The sequence below is a fragment of the Streptococcus suis genome (genome assembly GCF_029616525.1).
In the GTDB taxonomy this organism is placed as follows: Bacteria; Bacillota; Bacilli; order Lactobacillales; family Streptococcaceae; genus Streptococcus; species Streptococcus suis_AF.
Window position 1 is genome coordinate 100,039 of record NZ_JANFME010000003.1, and the last position, 18,987, is coordinate 119,025.

The following is an 18,987-nucleotide window of genomic DNA, read 5'->3' on the forward strand; positions in this document are numbered from 1 at the left end:
AATAAGACTTCAGAAAAATACAAAGGAGTTATTATGAAAAAAGGAGCGCTAACAGGTTTACTCCTGTTTGGTATGTTTTTTGGTGCAGGAAACTTGATTTTCCCACCTGCACTTGGTGTCTTATCTGGTGAGAATTTCTGGCCAGCTATTTTAGGATTTGTTGTATCGGGTGTAGGTATTGCTGTCGTTGCCCTGATCGTCGGTACCTTAAACCCAAAAGGTTATGTACATGAGATTTCTCGTAAGATTTCTCCAGCCTTTGCAACGATCTATCTTGTTGCCTTGTATTTGGCGATTGGTCCTTTCTTTGCCATTCCGCGTACGGCTACAACGTCCTTCGAAATTGGTATTGCGCCATTATTGGGCGATGCGAATCTAGGTCTCTGGTTGTTCGGCTTTACAGCTCTTTACTTTGTGGCAGCTTATCTGATTGCCCTCAATCCATCTCAAATCTTAAACAGTATCGGACGTATTTTAACCCCTGTTTTTGCGATTTTGATTGTGATTTTGGTTGTGCTTGGTATTGTTAAGTACGGATCAACAAGTCCGTTACCAGCTTCGGCAGCTTACTCAGCAGGACAGGCATTTGGTACAGGATTTATCGAGGGATACAATACACTCGACGCACTTGCTTCTATTGCCTTTAGTGTTGTAGCGGTGAATACCTTAAAACAACTTGGTTTCTCAAGCAAAAAGGAATATATCTCAACCATCTGGTCAGTTGGTCTTGTTGTAGCCTTAGCTTTCTCGGCGCTCTATGTTGGTTTGGCCTTCCTTGGAAATCATTTCCCTGTGCCTGCTGATGTTTTGGCTTCTGATACCAATAAGGGTGTTTATATTCTTTCGCAAGCAACACAGGCTATTTTTGGTCCAAGTGCACAAATTTTCTTGGCAGCTATGGTTATCGTTACTTGCTTTACGACAACGGCTGGCTTGATTGTTTCTTCAGGTGAATTTTTCGCTGAGCGTTTCCCACGTTTTAGCTACAAAGTATATGCGACTATCTTTACTTTGATTGGTTTTGGGATTGCCAACCTCGGTTTGAACAATATCATCACCTTCTCAGTTCCAGTTCTTTTGGTTCTCTATCCAATTACTATCTGTATTGTCTTGATTACCATTGTTAACAAATTTGTACCGCTTTCCACTTATGGTATGCAATTAACTGTGGGAGTAGTGACAGCTTTGTCATTGGTAGAAGTGTTAGCAGGACAATTCAACTGGACTGCTGTTTCAAAAATCCTCTCAGCTCTGCCATTGGCTGGACAATCATTAGCATGGTTATTACCAGCTCTTGCCGGAATCGTTCTTTCACTTTTCTTACCAAACAAGCAAGAGAGCGAAGTTTTCGAAATGTAAGAAAAATGATACAAAACACTTGCATTTGCAGGTGTTTTTGTTATAATAGGAGTGTTGACTATGCACATCCTGTGCAACCGCACGAATACCGTTTAAGTGGTTCGTCCCACGGTACTAGGCGAGTCTTCACATAAAATTCGGGCAAGACCCAAAAATCATAGGAGGTGCATAATGAGCACATACGCAATCATTAAAACTGGCGGCAAACAAGTTAAAGTTGAAGTCGGTCAAGCTATCTACGTTGAAAAATTGAACGTTGAAGCAGGTCAAGAAGTTACTTTCGAAGAAGTAGTTCTTGTTGGTGGTGAGAAAACTGTTGTGGGTACTCCACTTGTAGCAGGCGCTACTGTTGTTGGTACTGTTGAAAAACAAGGTAAACAGAAAAAAGTTGTTACCTTCAAGTACAAACCTAAAAAAGGTAGCCACCGCAAACAAGGTCACCGTCAACCTTACACAAAAGTTGTTATCAACGCTATCAACGCTTAAGGCGTAGCTTGAAGCAATCATTACAGAAATTCGGAGGAATAACATATGTTAAACTTGAATCTTGCTAACTTGCAATTTATGGCCCACAAAAAAGGTGGAGGTTCAACGTCAAACGGTCGTGACTCACAAGCGAAACGTCTTGGTGCGAAAGCTGCTGACGGCCAAACTGTATCAGGTGGTTCAATCCTTTACCGCCAACGTGGTACAAAAATCTACCCAGGAGCTAACGTAGGTCGTGGTGGAGATGACACTCTTTACGCTAAAGTAGAAGGCGTTGTACGCTTCGAACGTAAAGGTCGCGATAAGAAACAAGTATCTGTTTACCCAATCGCTAAATAAGTCTGAAAATGGCTTTACAATAGGCTTTCCGAGTTGTTTTCGGAGAGTCTTTTTTGTAATTTGATTTTGCTATTTTTAAAAGTGTACGATAGAAGTAATTTAAGACGGCAATATCTTCTCTATAGGATAAAAATATTTTGCCTTCTGCACTGTTGCGCTTCCTATAAGTTCTACATTCAGTAATAGATGAAATGTTCAGAGGAAGTGGTTTGGGTTCCAACTTAGTAAAATTAGTCATCGATGATTTGCCGAACAGAAATTCCAAAGCCTTTCAAATTGCAGTTGAAGAAGAGAAATTGGGAACCTGGAAGTTATATAAGAGAAGAATAGTCTATTTGCGAAAACGCAAGAGTTCAGCAAATTCTTGCGTTTTTTGATATAATGGTAGAAGCAGTTTTAAGAGGTATCAGGTATGAATATTCAACAATTACGCTACGTTGTAGCCATTGCCAACAGTGGTACTTTTCGGGAAGCAGCAGAGAAAATGTACGTTTCCCAGCCTAGTTTGTCCATTTCCATTCGTGATTTGGAAAAAGAGTTAGGTTTTCAAATTTTTAGCCGAACTAGTTCAGGAACTTTTTTGACACAAAAAGGGATGGAATTCTATGAGAAAGCTCAGGCTTTAGTTAAGGGATTTGATCAGTTTGAACATCTCTATTTGCAACCTGAGGAAGGTGAGAAGACTTTTTCAATTTCAAGTCAGCATTATGATTTTCTTCCCCCACTGATTACGGAGTTCTCTCGTAGCCACCCGCAGTACCCTCATTTTCGCATTTTTGAATCGACTACAGTACAGATTTTAGATGAGGTTGCTCAGGGTTATAGCGAGCTTGGTATTATTTATTTGAACGAGAGAAATACAAAAGGAATCATGCAGAAATTGGATAAACTTCACTTGCAAGCTGTAGATTTGTCTGCATTTCAGACTCATATCTACCTTCGTGAAGATCATCCTTTGACAAAGAAAGCTGAGATTGATCCAGTAGATTTGGTAGGTCTACCTACCGTACGGTTCACTCAAGAAAAAGAGGCTTATCTTTATTATTCCGAGAACTTGATTGATACGTCGGATTCCTCAGTTGTGTTTGATGTGACAGACCGTGCTACTCTGAATGGAATTTTGGAGCGTACGGATGCCTATGCAACTGGTTCGGGCTATCTTGATGACGAGAGTGTCAATGGCATTACCGTAATTCCTCTCAAAGGAAAGGTAGACAATCGCATGGTCTACGTTAAACGAGCTAATGATGAACTTAGTTCTTGTGCCAAAGACTTTATTGAAACCATGCAGGCATATTTTGATAAGAAGAAGGATGAAAATGCGTAAAATTGGATTTCCATTTTTGATGGTAGTATTAATTGGTTTGGACCAGTTTGTAAAAGCTTGGACTGTTGCCAATATTGAATTAGACACGGTTGAGCCATTTATTAAAGGATTTATGAGTTTGGCCTATTTGCGAAATTATGGAGCGGCTTGGTCCATCTTGCAAAATCAGCAATGGTTTTTCACGATTGTAACTATTGCAGCTGTGACCGGTTTGATTTGGTATTATGTGAAGCAAATCAAGGGTAACCTGTGGACCTTGTTTAGCCTGGCTTTGATGATTGCTGGAGCCCTGGGGAATTTTATTGATCGAATTCGTCTTGGTTATGTAGTGGATATGTTCCATTTGGATTTTATCAGTTTCCCAGTTTTTAATGTGGCGGATATGTGTTTGTCTGTCGGTGTAGGAATTTTGTTTATTTGTATCATGAAAGAAGAGAGTAATGGAAGTAAGAGTTGAGATTGGTGGCATTCGTTTAGACAAGGCCTTGGCGGATTTGACAGATTTGTCCCGTTCAGTTGCCAATGAACAGATTAAAAATGGTCAGGTTTTGGTCAATGGCCAGCCTAAAAAAGCCAAATACAGTGTACAAGTTGGCGACATCCTAACCTATCAGGTGCCAGAAGTAGAAGAAATTGACTATGTAGCAGAAGACATTCCTTTAGAAATTGTCTATCAGGATGCGGATGTAGCAGTGGTTAATAAACCTCAAGGGATGGTTGTTCACCCGTCTGCGGGCCACACATCTGGTACACTGGTCAACGCCCTTTTGTATCATGTGAAAGACTTGTCTGGTATCAATGGCGTTCTTCGACCTGGTATTGTCCATCGGATTGACAAGGATACATCTGGCTTGCTCATGATTGCCAAAAATGATGATGCCCATACCAAGCTAGCTGCTGAATTGAAAGACAAAAAGTCGCTTCGTAAATATTGGGCGATTGTTCATGGCAATCTGCCAAATGACCGTGGCATGATTGAGGCACCGATTGGGCGTTCTGAGAAAGACCGCAAGAAACAGGCTGTTACAGCCAAAGGGAAAGAGGCTGTGACACGTTTTCAAGTTTTGGAGCGTTTTGGGGATTATACCTTGTTAGAATTGACCTTGGAAACCGGTCGGACACATCAAATACGTGTTCACATGGCTTATATCGGTCATCCTGTGGCTGGTGATGAGGCCTACGGCCCAAGGAAAACACTTAAAGGGCATGGCCAGTTTCTTCATGCCAGAACGCTTGGATTTACCCATCCGAGAACTGGGGAAGTCGTGGAGTTTACGGCAGAAGCGCCAGCTATTTTTCAGGCGGCACTTGAAAAACTGCGCAAGTCAAATGGCTGATGAAAACCTGTTCATCTTGCCCATTTTCCCAACAAATGCTATACTAGTAGACGATAAAAATGTAAGGAGTATGAAAAAATATGGAAAATTTACCAAATTGTCCAAAATGTAATTCTGAATATGTTTATGAAGACGGTGCCCTCTTGGTTTGCCCTGAGTGTGCTTACGAATGGAACCCAGCAGATGTAGCTGAGGAAGAAAGTGGACCTGTTGCAATTGATGCTAACGGTAATCGTTTGGCGGACGGCGATACTGTGACGCTTATCAAAGATTTGAAAGTGAAAGGTGCGCCTAAGGACCTTAAACAAGGTACACGTGTTAAAGGCATCCGTATCGTTGAAGGTGATCACAATATTGATTGTAAAATCGATGGTTTCGGTGCCATGAAGTTGAAATCTGAATTTGTTAAGAAAATCTAAGAGAGAGGACTGGTTAACCAGTCTTTTCCTGTTTTTGAAAGGATATTATGAAACATCAAAGTATTTTGTTTTACAGTAGATGCCTGTTAGCCATTTTAGCCATCACAGGTACCGCCTTAGAAATCATTAAATATGGTATCGGAATGCTCATGTATTATACGGTACAATCTAATTTATTGGTATCTCTGTTCGCTGTCTATATGGTCTATGCCATGAGTAAGGGTGTGGATTTACAGACGTCACGTTTTCTTCGGATAAAGGCTGCTGTAACCATGTCTATCATGATTACCTGTGTAGTCTATCACTTTATGTTGGCACCTTTGGCAGACGATTTCTGGCGACTTGAAAATCTACTCTGCCATTATATTGTTCCCTTATATTTTTTGTTAGATACCCTAATAGTAGATCGTCAACAACAGTACAAGTGGTTTGACCCGATTTGGTGGACGCTTTTGCCTGTTCTCTACATGATTTTTGGTCTAGTGAATGGTCTTTTCATAAAAATTCCAATCCCAGATGCTAAGGACAGTCCTTTTGCTTATTTCTTTCTCAATGTCCCTAAGTATGGTTGGACCTATGTTTTGACTTATGCTGGAGTCATCTTTATCGCCTATCTAGTCTGCGGTTTTCTATTGGCGGGACTAAAATCCATAAACCTTAAGACTTCATTGTCTTTTGGAAAAAATTCTCAGTAAAATCCGATAATTTCTATATTTTTTCAGAAAAAAATTGTCAAGGCTGAGATTTTATGCTATACTCTGCTTAATAAATCCTTTAAAACCTGTCCAGAGAGGCAGACAAGGAGTCGGATGTTAAGCAGGTTGGTTCTAACTAGCCTATATTTTCATAGTCTCCTTGTATAAGGAGACTTTTTCTATACTTTTGGAGGTCTTATGAAGACAAAAGAAATCGTTGACGATATGACTATGAAACGGGCAATCACCCGCATCACTTATGAAATTATCGAACGGAATAAGAATTTGGATAATATTGTCCTTGCAGGGATTAAAACACGGGGTGTTTTCATTGCAAAGAGGATTCAGGAGAGACTTAAGCAATTAGAGGGTATCGACGTTCCGTTGGGCGAGTTGGATACCAAGCCGTTTCGAGATGACATGAAGGTAGAAGATGATACGACAAATATGACTGCCAATGTCAACGATCGTGATGTTATATTAGTAGATGATGTGCTTTATACAGGACGAACTATTCGTGCGGCTATTGACAACATAGTGTCCTTGGGCCGTCCAGCTCGTGTTAGTTTAGCGGTACTTGTGGATCGTGGACACAGGGAGTTGCCTATTCGAGCAGATTATGTTGGGAAGAATATCCCAACTAGCCGTTCTGAAGAAATCATTGTGCACATGGCTGAAATCGATGGTCAAGACGCTGTCCTTCTGGTTGAAGGTGCATAGTCGCTTCGTTTACAAATTCTCATTCTACATCTAGATCATAAAGGTAGGTATCATCATGACAATTACAAATGGTAAAGTTTCACTCAAACACTTGGTTACAATGGAGACCCTCTCAAATGAAGAAGTATTGGGACTCATTCAACGTGGTATTGCTTTTAAACGCGGTGAAAAGGTAGAGTTGGATCGGAAGTACTATGCTTCTAACCTTTTCTTTGAGGATTCAACTCGGACGCATAAGTCTTTTGAAATGGCAGAGCTTCGTTTGGATATGGGAATGATTGACTTTGATGCTCGTACCAGCTCAGTCAATAAGGGTGAAACCTTGTATGATACCATTTTGACCATGTCGGCACTTGGGGTAGACATCTGCGTGATTCGTCACTCGGAAGTGGATTATTACAAGCAATTGATTGATAGTCCTACCATTCAGACTTCAATTGTCAATGGTGGTGATGGTTCAGGCCAACACCCAAGCCAATCCCTACTTGATTTGATGACTATTTATGAAGAATTTGGAACTTTTGAAGGCTTGAAGATTGCCATTGCAGGTGATATTACACACTCACGGGTTGCTAAGTCCAATATGCAAATTTTGAAACGGCTGGGAGCTGAGATTTTCTTTGCTGGACCGGAGGAATGGTACGCAGAGGAATTTGATGTCTATGGTCAGCATTTGAATATTGATGATATTGTGGAAACGGTAGATGTACTGATGTTGCTCCGTGTACAACACGAGCGCCATGATGGTGATGGTGGTTTTTCTAAAGAAACTTATAACCGTTTGCATGGTTTAACAGAGGAGCGTTACAAACGCTTGAAAGATAGTGCTATTGTCATGCATCCGGCTCCTGTTAACCGTGATGTAGAAATTGATGATCAATTGGTAGAGGCACCCAAATCACGTATTGTCCGTCAAATGCAGAATGGTGTATTTGTCCGGATGGCGATTTTGGAAGCAATTGTCAATGGCAAGGCTTAAAAGTAAGCAGTTCAGGTACCTTAGAACTGAGCAGTTAGAAATTTGTTAGACTTATCTTATTTAATGTCGCTCAGAGAGGCGACGAATAGAAAGGAGAAGGTACAGGTTCGAGTAAGATTTAATTTTTATATTCGGACACGCCCTAAGGACTGTGTGAAAAAGATAAATATCGACTTGACGCCTATAGCGTCGGCGCCGAATTTCCTATTTTCACTTTGTCCTTTTAACAGGCTTTGTATCATAGATTATGTCAAAAAGACGTTTAATTTTGGAAGATGGCACTATTTTTGAAGGGGAGGCCTTCGGTGCTGATATTGATGTGACTGGTGAGTTGGTTTTCTCAACTGGTATGACAGGTTATCAGGAATCCATCACGGACCAGTCTTATAATGGTCAGATTTTAACCTTTACCTATCCCTTGGTAGGAAATTACGGGATTAACCGTGATGATTACGAGTCGATCAAACCGACTTGTAAGGGAGTGGTTGTTAGCGAGTGGGCTCGTCGAGCAAGTAACTGGCGTAACCAGATGACTTTGGATGAATTTTTAAAGGCTAAGAAAATTCCAGCTATTTCTGGAATTGACACACGCGCCCTAACTAAAATTATTCGTCAGCACGGGACCATGAAGGCGACTCTTGCAAATGTTGGTGATTCCGTTGAACATTTGACGGATCAGTTGAGAGCGACTGTTTTGCCAACCAACAACATCCAGCAAGTATCTACCAAAACGGCCTATCCTGCGCCTGGAATTGGACGTAGTGTTGTTTTGGTTGATTTTGGATTGAAACATTCTATTCTTAGAGAGTTAGCCAAGCGTGATTGCAATGTGACAGTTGTCCCTTATGATACTACTGCTGAAGAAATTCTTGCTCTCCATCCTGATGGTGTTATGCTATCAAACGGCCCAGGAAATCCAGATGATGTTCCAGAAGCTTTGGACATGATTCGGGGCATTCTTGGAAAAATTCCAATATTTGGTATCTGTATGGGCCACCAACTCTTCGCCAAGGCCAATGGTGCTACAACTTACAAGATGAAGTTCGGACATCGTGGTTTTAACCATGCTGTTCGTGAAATTGCGACAGGTCGAGTGGACTTTACCAGTCAGAACCACGGTTACGCAGTGGCTCGAGAAGATTTACCTGAATGTTTAATGATTACTCATGAAGAAATCAATGACAAATCAGTAGAAGGGGTACGCCACAAGTACTATCCAGGTTTCTCTGTTCAATTCCACCCAGATGCTGCACCTGGTCCACATGATGCCAGCTATTTGTTTGACGAATTTATGGAATTGATGGATTCGTTTAAAAAAGGGCAGTAAGGTTTAACTACTATCGAGCTAAACTTTACTGCGTCGGTCAGAGCAAGTCGGACTTCATGCTAACGCATGTGTCCTCCTACGCAAAGTCCAATGGGACCTTTGCTAAATCTGACACTAGTTTAGAATTTCAATTATTAACGAATTGAGATTCTAAACGTCGGACTTATCTTATTTAATGTCGCTCAGAGAGGCGACGAATAGAAAGGCAAGGGACAGATCAATGGTTGCGAGCAACTCATTGCCCTACGCCTGGGAGTGGGAAAGAACTCGAAAAGTAAAAAAGAGTTCGTCAACAAGTCCTTGTTTCCAGTTGTTGAGCTGAAACAATCTATCCCCAGATTGTTTCACTCCCACCCCCGCACAGCTCAAACTGTCTGGGAGACAGTTTGAGGTTGGAAATAGAGCGAACTTTGTTCGCAACAGTCGTAATGGTCAGATTTGGAGTATAGAATACGAACAAATTTACCAATCAACCACTGCGCTGAGATGTTGACACCTGTTCTTAGAAATGGTGATATACTTTAAGGCTATCCCTTGCACTAGCTCGAAAATGGATTAATGTCGAATCCATTTTCTCACGTCGGACAATTATTTAATTCTATCCGGAGAGATAGAAAATAGAAAGGAGAAGGTACAGGTTCGAATAAGATTTGATTTTCCTATTCGAACACGCCCTAAGGACTGTGCGAAAAAGATAAATGTCGTCTTGATGCTTGAAGCATCAGTGTCGTGTTTCCTATTTTCGCTTTGTCCTCTTAACGGGCTTTGTATCATACATTATGCCAAAACGTACGGATATTAAGAAAATTATGGTGATTGGGTCTGGTCCGATTATTATCGGTCAGGCTGCGGAGTTTGATTATGCTGGGACTCAGGCTTGTTTGGCTTTGAAGGAAGAAGGCTATAGTGTTGTCTTGGTCAATTCAAACCCTGCGACCATTATGACAGACAAGGAAATTGCGGACAAGGTTTATATTGAGCCGATTACGCTTGAATTTGTCACACGGATTTTACGGAAGGAGCGTCCAGATGCTCTCTTACCAACCCTTGGTGGTCAGACTGGTCTCAACATGGCCATGGAATTGTCTAAGGCTGGTATTTTAGATGAGCTTGGAGTTGAGTTGTTGGGAACTAAACTGTCTGCAATTGATCAGGCAGAGGACCGCGACCTCTTCAAACAACTCATGGAAGACCTCAATCAGCCTATTCCTGAGTCAACGATTGTGACAACAGTTGAAGAAGCTTTGGAATTTGCTGCTGAAATTGGCTATCCTGTCATTGTTCGTCCAGCCTTCACGTTGGGTGGTACTGGCGGTGGTATGTGTGCCAATGAAGAAGAACTGCGTGAAATAGCAGAAAATGGTCTAAAATTGTCACCAGTGACTCAGTGTTTGATTGAGCGTTCCATTGCTGGATTCAAAGAAATTGAATACGAAGTGATGCGCGATGCGGCTGACAATGCCTTGGTCGTATGTAACATGGAAAACTTTGACCCTGTGGGAATTCATACAGGAGATTCTATCGTATTTGCCCCAACGCAGACGCTTTCGGATATTGAAAACCAGATGTTGCGTGATGCCAGTCTCAGCATTATTCGCGCCCTCAAAATCGAAGGTGGCTGTAATGTGCAGTTGGCACTAGATCCACATAGTTTCAAATATTATGTCATTGAAGTAAACCCACGTGTGTCCCGTTCGTCTGCCTTGGCATCCAAAGCGACAGGTTATCCTATTGCCAAATTGGCAGCAAAAATTGCGGTTGGCTTGACCTTGGATGAAATGGTGAACCCTGTTACAGGAACAACCTATGCCATGTTCGAGCCTGCTCTTGACTACGTTGTGGCTAAGATTCCACGTTTCCCATTTGACAAGTTTGAAAAAGGGGAGCGCCGCCTTGGAACGCAGATGAAGGCAACTGGTGAGGTCATGGCTATTGGTCGCAATATCGAAGAAAGTCTGCTCAAGGCCTGCCGTTCTTTGGAAATCGGAGTCTATCACAATGAAATGCCAGAACTCTGCCAAGCGACAGATGACAAATTGGTTGAAAAGATTGTCAAGGCACAGGATGATCGTTTATTCTATCTTTCAGAAGCCCTTCGACGTGGCTATACAGTAGAAGAACTGGCTCAATTGACCAAGATTGATCTTTTCTTCCTTGATAAGCTGCTTCATATCTTAGAAATCGAGCAGGAATTGGCAATTAATCACGATAATATTGATTTATTGAAAAAAGCCAAGAAATACGGTTTTGCAGACCGCAAGATTGCAGAACTCTGGGGCAGAACTGAATCCTATATTCGTCAACTGCGGACAGAGAACAAAGTTGTCCCTGTTTACAAGATGGTGGACACTTGTGCAGCCGAATTTGAAAGTACTACACCTTATTTCTATTCAACTTATGAGTGGGAAAATGAGTCTATCCGTTCGGAGAAAGAATCTGTTTTGGTGCTAGGTTCTGGACCAATTCGTATCGGTCAGGGTGTGGAGTTTGACTATGCGACGGTGCATTCTGTCAAGGCCATTCAGGCGGCTGGCTACGAAGCTATCATTATGAACTCAAACCCTGAAACTGTGTCAACTGACTTTTCGGTTTCGGACAAGCTTTACTTCGAGCCGTTAACCTTGGAAGATGTCTTGAATGTGATTGACCTTGAGAAACCAAAAGGGGTTATCGTTCAGTTCGGTGGCCAGACGGCTATCAATTTGGCAGAGCCATTGGCCAAAGCAGGGATTCCAATCTTGGGGACACAGGTGGCGGATTTGGATAGAGCAGAAGACAGGGATTTATTTGAAAAAGCCCTGAAAGACCTAGGGATTCCACAGCCACCAGGCCAAACCGCAACCAACGAAGAGGAAGCTCTAGAAGCGGCCCGCAAAATTGGTTTCCCGGTACTTGTTCGTCCCTCTTATGTCTTGGGCGGTCGTGCTATGGAGATTGTCGAAAATGAAGAGGACTTACGTTCTTATATGAGAACGGCGGTCAAGGCTTCGCCAGAGCACCCAGTTTTGGTGGATTCTTACATCGTCGGTCGTGAGTGTGAAGTGGATGCCATTTCAGATGGTAAGGATGTCTTGATTCCAGGTATTATGGAGCATATCGAGCGCGCAGGGGTTCACTCAGGTGACTCTATGGCAGTTTATCCCCCACAAACCTTGTCTAAAGAGGTACAGGCGACTATTGCAGACTACACTAAACGCTTGGCAATCGGTCTTAACTGCATCGGTATGATGAATATCCAGTTTGTTATTAAGGATGAAACGGTCTATGTCATTGAGGTCAATCCTCGTGCTAGTCGTACGGTGCCATTCTTGTCCAAAGTCACAGACATTCCAATGGCTCAGGTTGCAACCAAATTGATTTTGGGACAAAGCCTTGCGGAACTTGGTTACCAAGACGGTCTTTATCCTGAGAGCAAGCAAGTGCACGTTAAAGCACCAGTATTCTCCTTTACTAAACTTGCCAAAGTAGATAGTTTGCTTGGACCAGAGATGAAGTCAACTGGTGAAATTATGGGGTCAGACTTGACGTTGGAGAAAGCACTTTATAAGGCCTTTGAAGCTAGCTACCAGCACCTGTCTGAGTTTGGTAATGTAGTCTTTACCATTGCGGATGAAGACAAGGAAGAAGCTCTTGGACTTGCCCAACGCTTCCATGAACTAGGCTATGGTCTGCTGGCTACGGCTGGGACAGCTGCTTATCTGACTGATAAGGGACTATCCGTGACAACTGTTGGTAAATTGGGCGATGCAGCTTATCAAGATATTCCAAGTCTTGTTCGAGCAGGTAAGGTCCAGGCTATTATCAATACGGTTGGGAAAAAACGGGTGGCAGATGGTGACGGTCAAGTCATTCGAAGCTCTGCTATTGAAGGAGGAATTCCGCTCTTTACAGCCCTTGATACAGCAGAAGCCATGGTCAAAGTGCTGGAGAGTCGTAGCTTCATGACACAGGCTATATAGAAGATACTATCAGGATGAGCTTTGAGTTCGTCCTGATTTTTTGATATACTGAAGAGTATGAAAATGATTGTAACAACTAGTCTTGGGATGGATGAGGGGCTGGTCTATAGGGCTAGACGGATTGCCAGTGAACTGGGAATTGAATACAAGGAAAGAAAGAAGCAGTCGGTTGGAAAAATGTTAGGTACCCACGAGGCTGTCTTGGTTCTTTATAAGGATAAATTGATACTAGAGCAGAGGGGGGGGCAGGTTTTATTTTTCCACCCAGATACTGCCATGTTGCGGATTAAGTCTGGAAGAGATCCGCTTTTAGAATTGCTTGGAAAAGAAAAACAATCAATAATAGACTGTACTATGGGCTTGGGATCTGATAGCATTGTGTTAGCAAGTGCCGGTCATCGGGTGACAGCCTTGGAAAGTTCTAAGCTAGTGCACTTTATTGTGAGTCGAGGTTTACAGGATTTTGATAGTGGGCTGCAAGAGGTCAATCGAGCCATGAAATCTATCCAGACAATTTGGACAGATAGTTTGACTTATTTGAAAGGGCAAAAAGATAAGTCTGTTGATGTCATTTACTTTGATCCCATGTTTTCAGAAGAAATCAAGGAATCACAAAATCTTTCTGGCTTGTCTATTTTGGCTGACAGAAGTCGTTTAACGGAGGAAATTGTATCTGAGGCTAAACGAGTAGCTAGGAAGAAATTGATAATAAAGGCTCATTTTCGAGATCAGGTCTTTGAAGAATTTGGCTTTAAACGTCATGTCAGACCCAATCAAAAATTTCACTACGGAGAAATTATTTTGGAGGAGGAAGTATGAAAATCATCGTTACAGGCTTTGATCCCTTTGGCGGCGAGCCTATTAACCCAGCCTTGGAAACAATCAAATCTCTACCTAAGACCATAGCAGGTGCAGAGATTATTCTTGTAGAGATTCCGACTGTTTTTGACAAGGCTGCGGATGTTTTAGAGGAGAAAATGGCAGAACATTTACCTGATGCGGTACTATGTATTGGTCAGGCTGGTGGGCGAGTTGATTTAACTCCTGAGCGTATAGCCATTAACCAAGATGATGCACGCATTCCAGACAATGAAGGGCAACAGCCGATTGATAGAACGATTCGAGAAGATGGTCAGCCTGCTTATTTCTCCACCTTACCCATCAAAGCAATGGTTGAAGCTATTCATAGGATTGGGCTTCCAGCTTCTGTTTCTAATACTGCTGGGACCTTTGTCTGCAATCATCTCATGTATCAAGCTCTTTACTTGGCGGAGAAACAATTTCCAAAGACTAAGGCAGGCTTTCTCCATATTCCCTTCTTGCCAGAGCAAGTTGTCGACAAGCCAGGACTGGCTTCCATGTCTTTGAACGATATTGTAAGAGGAGTTGAAGTAGCTATAGGAGCGATTGTTGAATATAGGGATAAAGAGGATATTAAAAAGGGTGGTGGAAGTACACACTGATGAACAATATTATGGAAGCAAGAAAACGTGTAGAGGAAATGGAAAAAATATTTAACAGACAGCTAGAGCTGAACCAGATGCTTTCCGATAGTCTGTCACAACTTAGCCAGGAACAATCGACTTATTTACAGTTATTAGATTATTACCAGAGCCAGACCTATATGGAAGATCTTGATTTATCTAATAAGGGTTATTTCAATGGTATTCCTTGCGGAGTATTGAGTGAAGATGGAGTCTATAATTTACTGTTTGACCGTACAAATCTAGCAAGTCAACTGAGAGAACTAGCAGATATGCTCGAACAATAAAATTTTTTTAAAACCTGTCAAGTTTTTTTCTTGACACCCTGTTAAAGTGTGGTATAATAGAACATGTGCTAAATAGCTCTGCTATTTCACCGAATAAAAATACAAAGAAAAGAGAACATTTAAAAATGGCAGTAAAAATCCGTTTGACTCGTATGGGTTCTAAAAAGAAACCTTTCTACCGTATCAACGTTGCAGACTCACGTGCACCACGTGATGGTCGTTTCATCGAAACTGTTGGTACTTACAACCCACTTTTGGCTGAAAACTCAGTAACTCTTAAAGAAGAGCGTGTACTTGAGTGGTTGGCAAAAGGTGCACAACCATCTGATACAGTTCGTAGCCTTCTTTCAAATGCTGGCGTATTGAAGAAATTCCACGAACAAAAATTCTCTAAGTAAGAACAGTAAGCGAGAACACTTATGGACATGATTGAAAATCTCATTATTGCGATTGTGAAACCTTTGATTTCACAGCCTGATAGCTTGACAATAAAAATTGTTGATACACCTGAATTCTTGGAATATCATTTGGATTTGGATCAATCTGATATTGGACGTATCATTGGTAGAAAAGGACGCACAATTTCTGCAATCAGAACGATTGTCTATTCTGTTCCAACAAGTGATAAAAAAGTTCGTTTAGTGATCGACGAGAAAGAATAGAAAGTCACCGTTTGGTGGCTTTTAACGTTAAAAAGGGGCCTAGCCCCTTTTTAACATATAGAAAGGAAGAAATGATGAATCTGATTTGGACCTATTTGAAAAAATATCCTAAGTGGATTGCCTTAGACTTGTTGGGGGCCTTCTTATTTGTAGTGGTAAACTTAGGCTTGCCGACTTTTTTGGCTAGGATGATTGACCAAGGAATTACAAAGAACGATGTTAGTCGGCTCTATTTCTGGGCGGGGATGATGGGATTGATTGTCCTGCTCGGTATTGTTGGTCGAGTGACACTTGCCTATGCAGCTGGAAAGTTGACTACCAACATCGTCAAAGATATTCGAAATGATCTGTATGAGAAAATTCAGGACTATTCTCATCATGAATATGAGCAGATTGGTGTTTCTTCTCTAGTTGCTCGTATGACAAATGATGCTTTTGTTCTTATGCAATTCTCTGAAATGGTGTTGAAACTAGGTATTATTACCCCCTTGATGATGATTGCTTCTGTCATCATGACCTTGGTAACCAGTCCGAGCTTGGCCTGGACAGTAGCAGTAGCCATGCCGTTTCTAGTTTTTGTTATTTTCTATGTGGCAACAAAAACTCGTCCTCTCTCTGAAAAACAACAGAAACGATTGGATACTATCAACCAGTATGTTCGTGAAAATCTCATGGGTTTGCGGGTCATTCGTGCCTTTACACGTGAAGAGTTCCAAGAAACTCGTTTTGCAGAGGTCAATGAGGAATATACCGATATTTCCAAAAAACTCTTTAATCTGACTGGATTGACAGAGCCGCTCTTTGTCCAGATTATCATTGCTATGATTGTGGCCATTGTCTGGTTCGCACTGGCTCCTTTGCAAACAGGTAGTCTGCAAATAGGTGATTTGGTAGCCTTTATCGAATATAGTTTCCACGCGCTTTTCTCTTTCTTGCTCTTTGCTAACTTGTTTAACATGTATCCACGTATGTCGGTATCGAGCCAACGAATTCAGGAAGTCTTGGACATGCCCATTTCCATTTCTAAGAATGAAGAAGGTATTACTGAAACAGATACTCGTGGTTATCTAGAATTTGAAAATGTAACTTTTGCCTACCCTGGTGAAACGGAGTCGCCTGTTCTGCACAATATTTCCTTCAAAGCTAAGCCTGGTGAAACCATTGCCTTTATTGGTTCAACAGGTTCTGGTAAGTCTTCCTTGGTCAACTTGATTCCACGTTTCTATGATGTGACACTTGGTCGTATCTTGGTGGACGGTGTGGATGTCAGACGCTACAATCTAAAGGCACTCCGCAGCAAGATTGGCTTTATTCCGCAGAAAGCTCTGCTATTTACCGGAACTATCGCGGAAAACTTAAAGTACGGTAAGATGGATGCTAGTCTTGCAGAACTTCATGATGCGACGGATGTGGCTCAGGCTAAGGAGTTTATCGAGAGTAAGGAAGAAAAATTCGACACGCATCTAGCTGAGGGCGGAAGCAACCTGTCAGGCGGGCAAAAGCAACGTTTGTCCATTGCACGTGCTATTGTCAAACAGCCCGATATTTATATTTTTGATGATTCTTTCTCAGCCTTGGATTATAAGACGGATGCAATTTTGCGGAGTCGTTTGAAGGAAGTGACGGAAAATGCGACGGTGCTGATTGTTGCCCAACGTGTCGGAACCATTATGGATGCCGACCAGATTATCGTGCTGAACGAAGGTGAAATCGTTGGCCGCGGCACCCACAATGAATTGATGGAAAGCAATGAGATTTATCGAGAAATTGCCAATTCTCAGCTTAACCGTCAATCTCTGACAGAAGAATAGGAGGAATTATGAAGAATAGATCAGTATTTACCCGTGTTTGGGACTATTTACGTCGTTACAAATCTTCTGTATTTTTAGCCGTTTTTCTAAAGACCATCAGTGCAGTTATGAATGCCTTAGAACCCTTTGTACTGGGGCTTATCATTACAGAATTGACCAAGAATCTGTTGGATATTGTTAATGGAGTAGAAGGAGCGCAGATTAACTATTCCTACATTGCCATCATGCTTGCCATCTATGCCCTTCGTGCCCTTCTATATGAAATCGGTGCCTACGGTTCCAACTATTTTATGACCAAGGCTGTCCAAGGTGCGACAAAGGAATTGCGTCAGGATTTGAGCCACAAGATTAACAAAATTCCTGTTTCTTATTTTGACAAGCACCAGTATGGTGATTTACTCGGCCGTTTTACAAGCGATGTGGAGACTGTGTCGAACGCCCTGCAACAAAGTTTTCTCCAGCTAGTCAATGCCGTTCTGACCCTCTCTCTAGCCATTTTCATGTGTTTCTGGTTGGATGTGTCATTAGCTCTCGTAGTCGTGACCTTGGTTCCAGTGACGTATTTTGGTTCCAAGTTTGTCATGGGCAAATCTCAGCCCTACTTCAAACAACAGGCTGATGCCCTCGGTCGTTTGAACGGCTTTGTCCAAGAAAATCTGACTGGTTTTAACGTTCTCAAACTTTACGGTCGTGAAGAAATTTCTACAGAAGAGTTTCGCCAGATTACCGCAGATTTGCAGGAAGTTGGTTTCAAGGCTAGTTTCATGTCTGGTTTGCTCATGCCTCTAGTTCACGGCTTCTCAAACATCGCCTACGTTGTCGTGGCCTTACTATCTGGATTGAAAGTTCTTGCAGGCACATTGACGGTGGGTAATATGCAGGCCTTCGTCCAATACGTCTGGCAGATTTCTCAGCCAGTCCAGACCTTGACCCAATTGGCACCACAGTTGCAGTCTGCAAAATCCTCCCTTGAACGCATCTTTTCAGTCCTAAATGAGCTTGATGAAGAAGACGCCGATGCGCTGGAGTTGACAGAAAGTCTGACAGGACAAGTCAGCTTTGAGCAGGTCGAATTTGGCTATTCAGAAGATAAGCCACTTATCCGTAACTTTAATCTGGATGTTCAACCCGGTGAGATGGTGGCCATCGTTGGTCCAACAGGGGCAGGTAAGACTACTCTTATCAACTTGCTCATGCGTTTCTATGATGTCACATCCGGTTCTATCAAAGTGGATGGTCAGGACATTCGAAATATTTCCCGTCAATCCTACCGTAGTCAATTTGGTATGGTCTTGCAGGATGCTTGGCTCTATGAAGGGACCATCAAGGAAAATCTGCGTTTTGGACGTCTGGATGCGACAGATGAGGAAATTGTGGAGGCTGCTAAAGCTGCCAACGTTGACCATTTTATCCGTACCCTGCCTGGCGGTTATAATATGGAAATGAACCAGGAATCCAGCAATATTTCCCAAGGTCAGAAACAGCTTTTGACCATTGCGCGTGCCTTGTTGGCAGACCCTGCTATTCTGATTCTTGACGAAGCGACTTCTTCAGTTGATACCCGTTTGGAACTCTTGATTCAAAAGGCCATGAAACGATTGATGAAAGGGCGGACAAGTTTCGTTATTGCCCACCGCTTATCAACCATTCAGGAAGCTGATAAGATTTTGGTCTTGAAAGATGGACAGATTATCGAACAAGGTAACCATGAAAGTCTTTTGGCAGACAAAGGTTTCTATTATAATCTGTATCAAAGTCAGTTTAGTGAATCCAAATAAAAAACGAACTCCCTTGTC

Annotated in this window: 20 protein-coding genes and 1 other annotated feature; all 20 genes read left to right on the forward strand. The window is 42.1% G+C overall.

Going from position 1 to position 18,987, the window contains the following annotated elements; translation table 11 throughout:
• The first annotated feature begins 30 nt into the window (after positions 1-30).
• The 20 genes from brnQ to NOL38_RS02280 all read left to right on the forward strand — a co-directional run bounded on the left by brnQ (position 31) and on the right by NOL38_RS02280 (position 18,969).
• The gene (brnQ, locus tag NOL38_RS02185) at positions 31-1,359 is read left to right on the forward strand and encodes a branched-chain amino acid transport system II carrier protein (RefSeq protein WP_425244227.1); all 1,329 of its coding nucleotides are present in this window, start codon (positions 31-33) and stop codon (positions 1,357-1,359) included.
• Between the two features lie 65 nt (positions 1,360-1,424).
• Positions 1,425-1,495, forward strand: a sequence feature (ribosomal protein L21 leader region).
• A gap of 35 nt (positions 1,496-1,530) precedes the next feature.
• On the forward strand, positions 1,531-1,845 hold the full coding sequence (rplU, locus tag NOL38_RS02190; RefSeq protein ID WP_002941330.1) for a 50S ribosomal protein L21: 315 nt from the start codon (positions 1,531-1,533) through the stop codon (positions 1,843-1,845).
• Between the two features lie 45 nt (positions 1,846-1,890).
• Positions 1,891-2,184: a 50S ribosomal protein L27 gene (gene rpmA, locus NOL38_RS02195; protein ID WP_009909754.1), complete on the forward strand. Its 294-nt coding sequence runs from the start codon at positions 1,891-1,893 to the stop codon at positions 2,182-2,184.
• Positions 2,185-2,375: 191 nt separating this feature from the next.
• Positions 2,376-2,561: a GNAT family N-acetyltransferase gene (locus NOL38_RS02200; RefSeq protein WP_277941243.1), complete on the forward strand. Its 186-nt coding sequence runs from the start codon at positions 2,376-2,378 to the stop codon at positions 2,559-2,561.
• 35 nt (positions 2,562-2,596) lie between these two features.
• Positions 2,597-3,511 carry a LysR family transcriptional regulator gene (locus tag NOL38_RS02205; RefSeq protein WP_011922313.1) on the forward strand — a complete coding sequence of 305 codons (915 nt, stop codon included), beginning with the start codon at positions 2,597-2,599 and terminating at the stop codon, positions 3,509-3,511.
• Positions 3,504-3,968 carry a signal peptidase II gene (lspA, locus tag NOL38_RS02210; RefSeq protein ID WP_277941244.1) on the forward strand — a complete coding sequence of 155 codons (465 nt, stop codon included), beginning with the start codon at positions 3,504-3,506 and terminating at the stop codon, positions 3,966-3,968. The genes NOL38_RS02205 and lspA overlap by 8 nt, the downstream gene beginning before the upstream one ends.
• Positions 3,952-4,848, forward strand: coding sequence for an RluA family pseudouridine synthase (locus tag NOL38_RS02215; RefSeq protein WP_277941245.1), 897 nt, complete (start codon positions 3,952-3,954; stop codon positions 4,846-4,848). The genes lspA and NOL38_RS02215 overlap by 17 nt, the downstream gene beginning before the upstream one ends.
• Positions 4,849-4,928: 80 nt before the next feature.
• The gene (locus tag NOL38_RS02220) at positions 4,929-5,267 is read left to right on the forward strand and encodes a zinc ribbon domain-containing protein YjdM (RefSeq protein WP_277941246.1); all 339 of its coding nucleotides are present in this window, start codon (positions 4,929-4,931) and stop codon (positions 5,265-5,267) included.
• A 47-nt stretch (positions 5,268-5,314) separates the two neighbouring features.
• Positions 5,315-5,962 (forward strand): Pr6Pr family membrane protein, encoded by a 648-nt coding sequence (locus NOL38_RS02225; protein ID WP_024403111.1) that lies wholly within the window; start codon positions 5,315-5,317, stop codon positions 5,960-5,962.
• 198 nt (positions 5,963-6,160) lie between these two features.
• Positions 6,161-6,682, forward strand: coding sequence for a bifunctional pyr operon transcriptional regulator/uracil phosphoribosyltransferase PyrR (gene pyrR, locus NOL38_RS02230; protein ID WP_011922318.1), 522 nt, complete (start codon positions 6,161-6,163; stop codon positions 6,680-6,682).
• 55 nt (positions 6,683-6,737) lie between these two features.
• Complete coding sequence (locus NOL38_RS02235; protein WP_024393972.1) at positions 6,738-7,661, forward strand: aspartate carbamoyltransferase catalytic subunit; 924 nt, start codon at positions 6,738-6,740, stop codon at positions 7,659-7,661.
• Between the two features lie 247 nt (positions 7,662-7,908).
• Positions 7,909-8,988, forward strand: a complete 1,080-nt coding sequence (locus tag NOL38_RS02240) for a carbamoyl phosphate synthase small subunit (RefSeq protein ID WP_029173392.1) — start codon at positions 7,909-7,911, stop codon at positions 8,986-8,988.
• Between the two features lie 779 nt (positions 8,989-9,767).
• On the forward strand, positions 9,768-12,947 hold the full coding sequence (gene carB / locus NOL38_RS02245) for a carbamoyl-phosphate synthase large subunit (RefSeq protein ID WP_277941247.1): 3,180 nt from the start codon (positions 9,768-9,770) through the stop codon (positions 12,945-12,947).
• 63 nt (positions 12,948-13,010) lie between these two features.
• Positions 13,011-13,766 carry a class I SAM-dependent methyltransferase gene (locus NOL38_RS02250; protein WP_277941262.1) on the forward strand — a complete coding sequence of 252 codons (756 nt, stop codon included), beginning with the start codon at positions 13,011-13,013 and terminating at the stop codon, positions 13,764-13,766.
• A complete protein-coding gene (gene pcp, locus NOL38_RS02255) occupies positions 13,763-14,410 on the forward strand; it encodes a pyroglutamyl-peptidase I (RefSeq protein ID WP_002940685.1) in 648 nt (215 codons plus the stop codon). The genes NOL38_RS02250 and pcp overlap by 4 nt, the downstream gene beginning before the upstream one ends.
• Entirely contained in the window at positions 14,410-14,718 is a 309-nt protein-coding gene (locus tag NOL38_RS02260; protein WP_277941248.1) for a DUF4298 domain-containing protein, read from the forward strand. Before pcp ends, NOL38_RS02260 begins: the two co-directional genes overlap by 1 nt.
• 125 nt (positions 14,719-14,843) lie before the next feature.
• Positions 14,844-15,116, forward strand: a complete 273-nt coding sequence (gene rpsP / locus NOL38_RS02265; protein WP_002940682.1) for a 30S ribosomal protein S16 — start codon at positions 14,844-14,846, stop codon at positions 15,114-15,116.
• A gap of 21 nt (positions 15,117-15,137) precedes the next feature.
• Entirely contained in the window at positions 15,138-15,380 is a 243-nt protein-coding gene (locus NOL38_RS02270; protein ID WP_012028079.1) for a KH domain-containing protein, read from the forward strand.
• A 74-nt stretch (positions 15,381-15,454) separates the two neighbouring features.
• Positions 15,455-17,191 (forward strand): ABC transporter ATP-binding protein, encoded by a 1,737-nt coding sequence (locus tag NOL38_RS02275; protein WP_277941249.1) that lies wholly within the window; start codon positions 15,455-15,457, stop codon positions 17,189-17,191.
• A gap of 8 nt (positions 17,192-17,199) precedes the next feature.
• A complete protein-coding gene (locus NOL38_RS02280) occupies positions 17,200-18,969 on the forward strand; it encodes an ABC transporter ATP-binding protein (RefSeq protein ID WP_277941250.1) in 1,770 nt (589 codons plus the stop codon).
• The last annotated feature ends 18 nt before the right edge of the window (positions 18,970-18,987 follow it).

Coding starts and splice junctions, on each gene's coding strand:
- rplU (WP_002941330.1), top strand. CDS start 1,531: ATGAGCACATACGCAATCATTAAAACTGGCGGCAAACAAGTTAAAGTT.
- rpmA (WP_009909754.1), top strand. CDS start 1,891: ATGTTAAACTTGAATCTTGCTAACTTGCAATTTATGGCCCACAAAAAA.
- NOL38_RS02200 (WP_277941243.1), top strand. CDS start 2,376: ATGTTCAGAGGAAGTGGTTTGGGTTCCAACTTAGTAAAATTAGTCATC.
- NOL38_RS02205 (WP_011922313.1), top strand. CDS start 2,597: ATGAATATTCAACAATTACGCTACGTTGTAGCCATTGCCAACAGTGGT.
- lspA (WP_277941244.1), top strand. CDS start 3,504: ATGCGTAAAATTGGATTTCCATTTTTGATGGTAGTATTAATTGGTTTG.
- NOL38_RS02215 (WP_277941245.1), top strand. CDS start 3,952: ATGGAAGTAAGAGTTGAGATTGGTGGCATTCGTTTAGACAAGGCCTTG.
- NOL38_RS02220 (WP_277941246.1), top strand. CDS start 4,929: ATGGAAAATTTACCAAATTGTCCAAAATGTAATTCTGAATATGTTTAT.
- NOL38_RS02225 (WP_024403111.1), top strand. CDS start 5,315: ATGAAACATCAAAGTATTTTGTTTTACAGTAGATGCCTGTTAGCCATT.
- pyrR (WP_011922318.1), top strand. CDS start 6,161: ATGAAGACAAAAGAAATCGTTGACGATATGACTATGAAACGGGCAATC.
- NOL38_RS02235 (WP_024393972.1), top strand. CDS start 6,738: ATGACAATTACAAATGGTAAAGTTTCACTCAAACACTTGGTTACAATG.
- NOL38_RS02240 (WP_029173392.1), top strand. CDS start 7,909: ATGTCAAAAAGACGTTTAATTTTGGAAGATGGCACTATTTTTGAAGGG.
- carB (WP_277941247.1), top strand. CDS start 9,768: ATGCCAAAACGTACGGATATTAAGAAAATTATGGTGATTGGGTCTGGT.
- NOL38_RS02250 (WP_277941262.1), top strand. CDS start 13,011: ATGATTGTAACAACTAGTCTTGGGATGGATGAGGGGCTGGTCTATAGG.
- pcp (WP_002940685.1), top strand. CDS start 13,763: ATGAAAATCATCGTTACAGGCTTTGATCCCTTTGGCGGCGAGCCTATT.
- NOL38_RS02260 (WP_277941248.1), top strand. CDS start 14,410: ATGAACAATATTATGGAAGCAAGAAAACGTGTAGAGGAAATGGAAAAA.
- rpsP (WP_002940682.1), top strand. CDS start 14,844: ATGGCAGTAAAAATCCGTTTGACTCGTATGGGTTCTAAAAAGAAACCT.
- NOL38_RS02270 (WP_012028079.1), top strand. CDS start 15,138: ATGGACATGATTGAAAATCTCATTATTGCGATTGTGAAACCTTTGATT.
- NOL38_RS02275 (WP_277941249.1), top strand. CDS start 15,455: ATGAATCTGATTTGGACCTATTTGAAAAAATATCCTAAGTGGATTGCC.
- NOL38_RS02280 (WP_277941250.1), top strand. CDS start 17,200: ATGAAGAATAGATCAGTATTTACCCGTGTTTGGGACTATTTACGTCGT.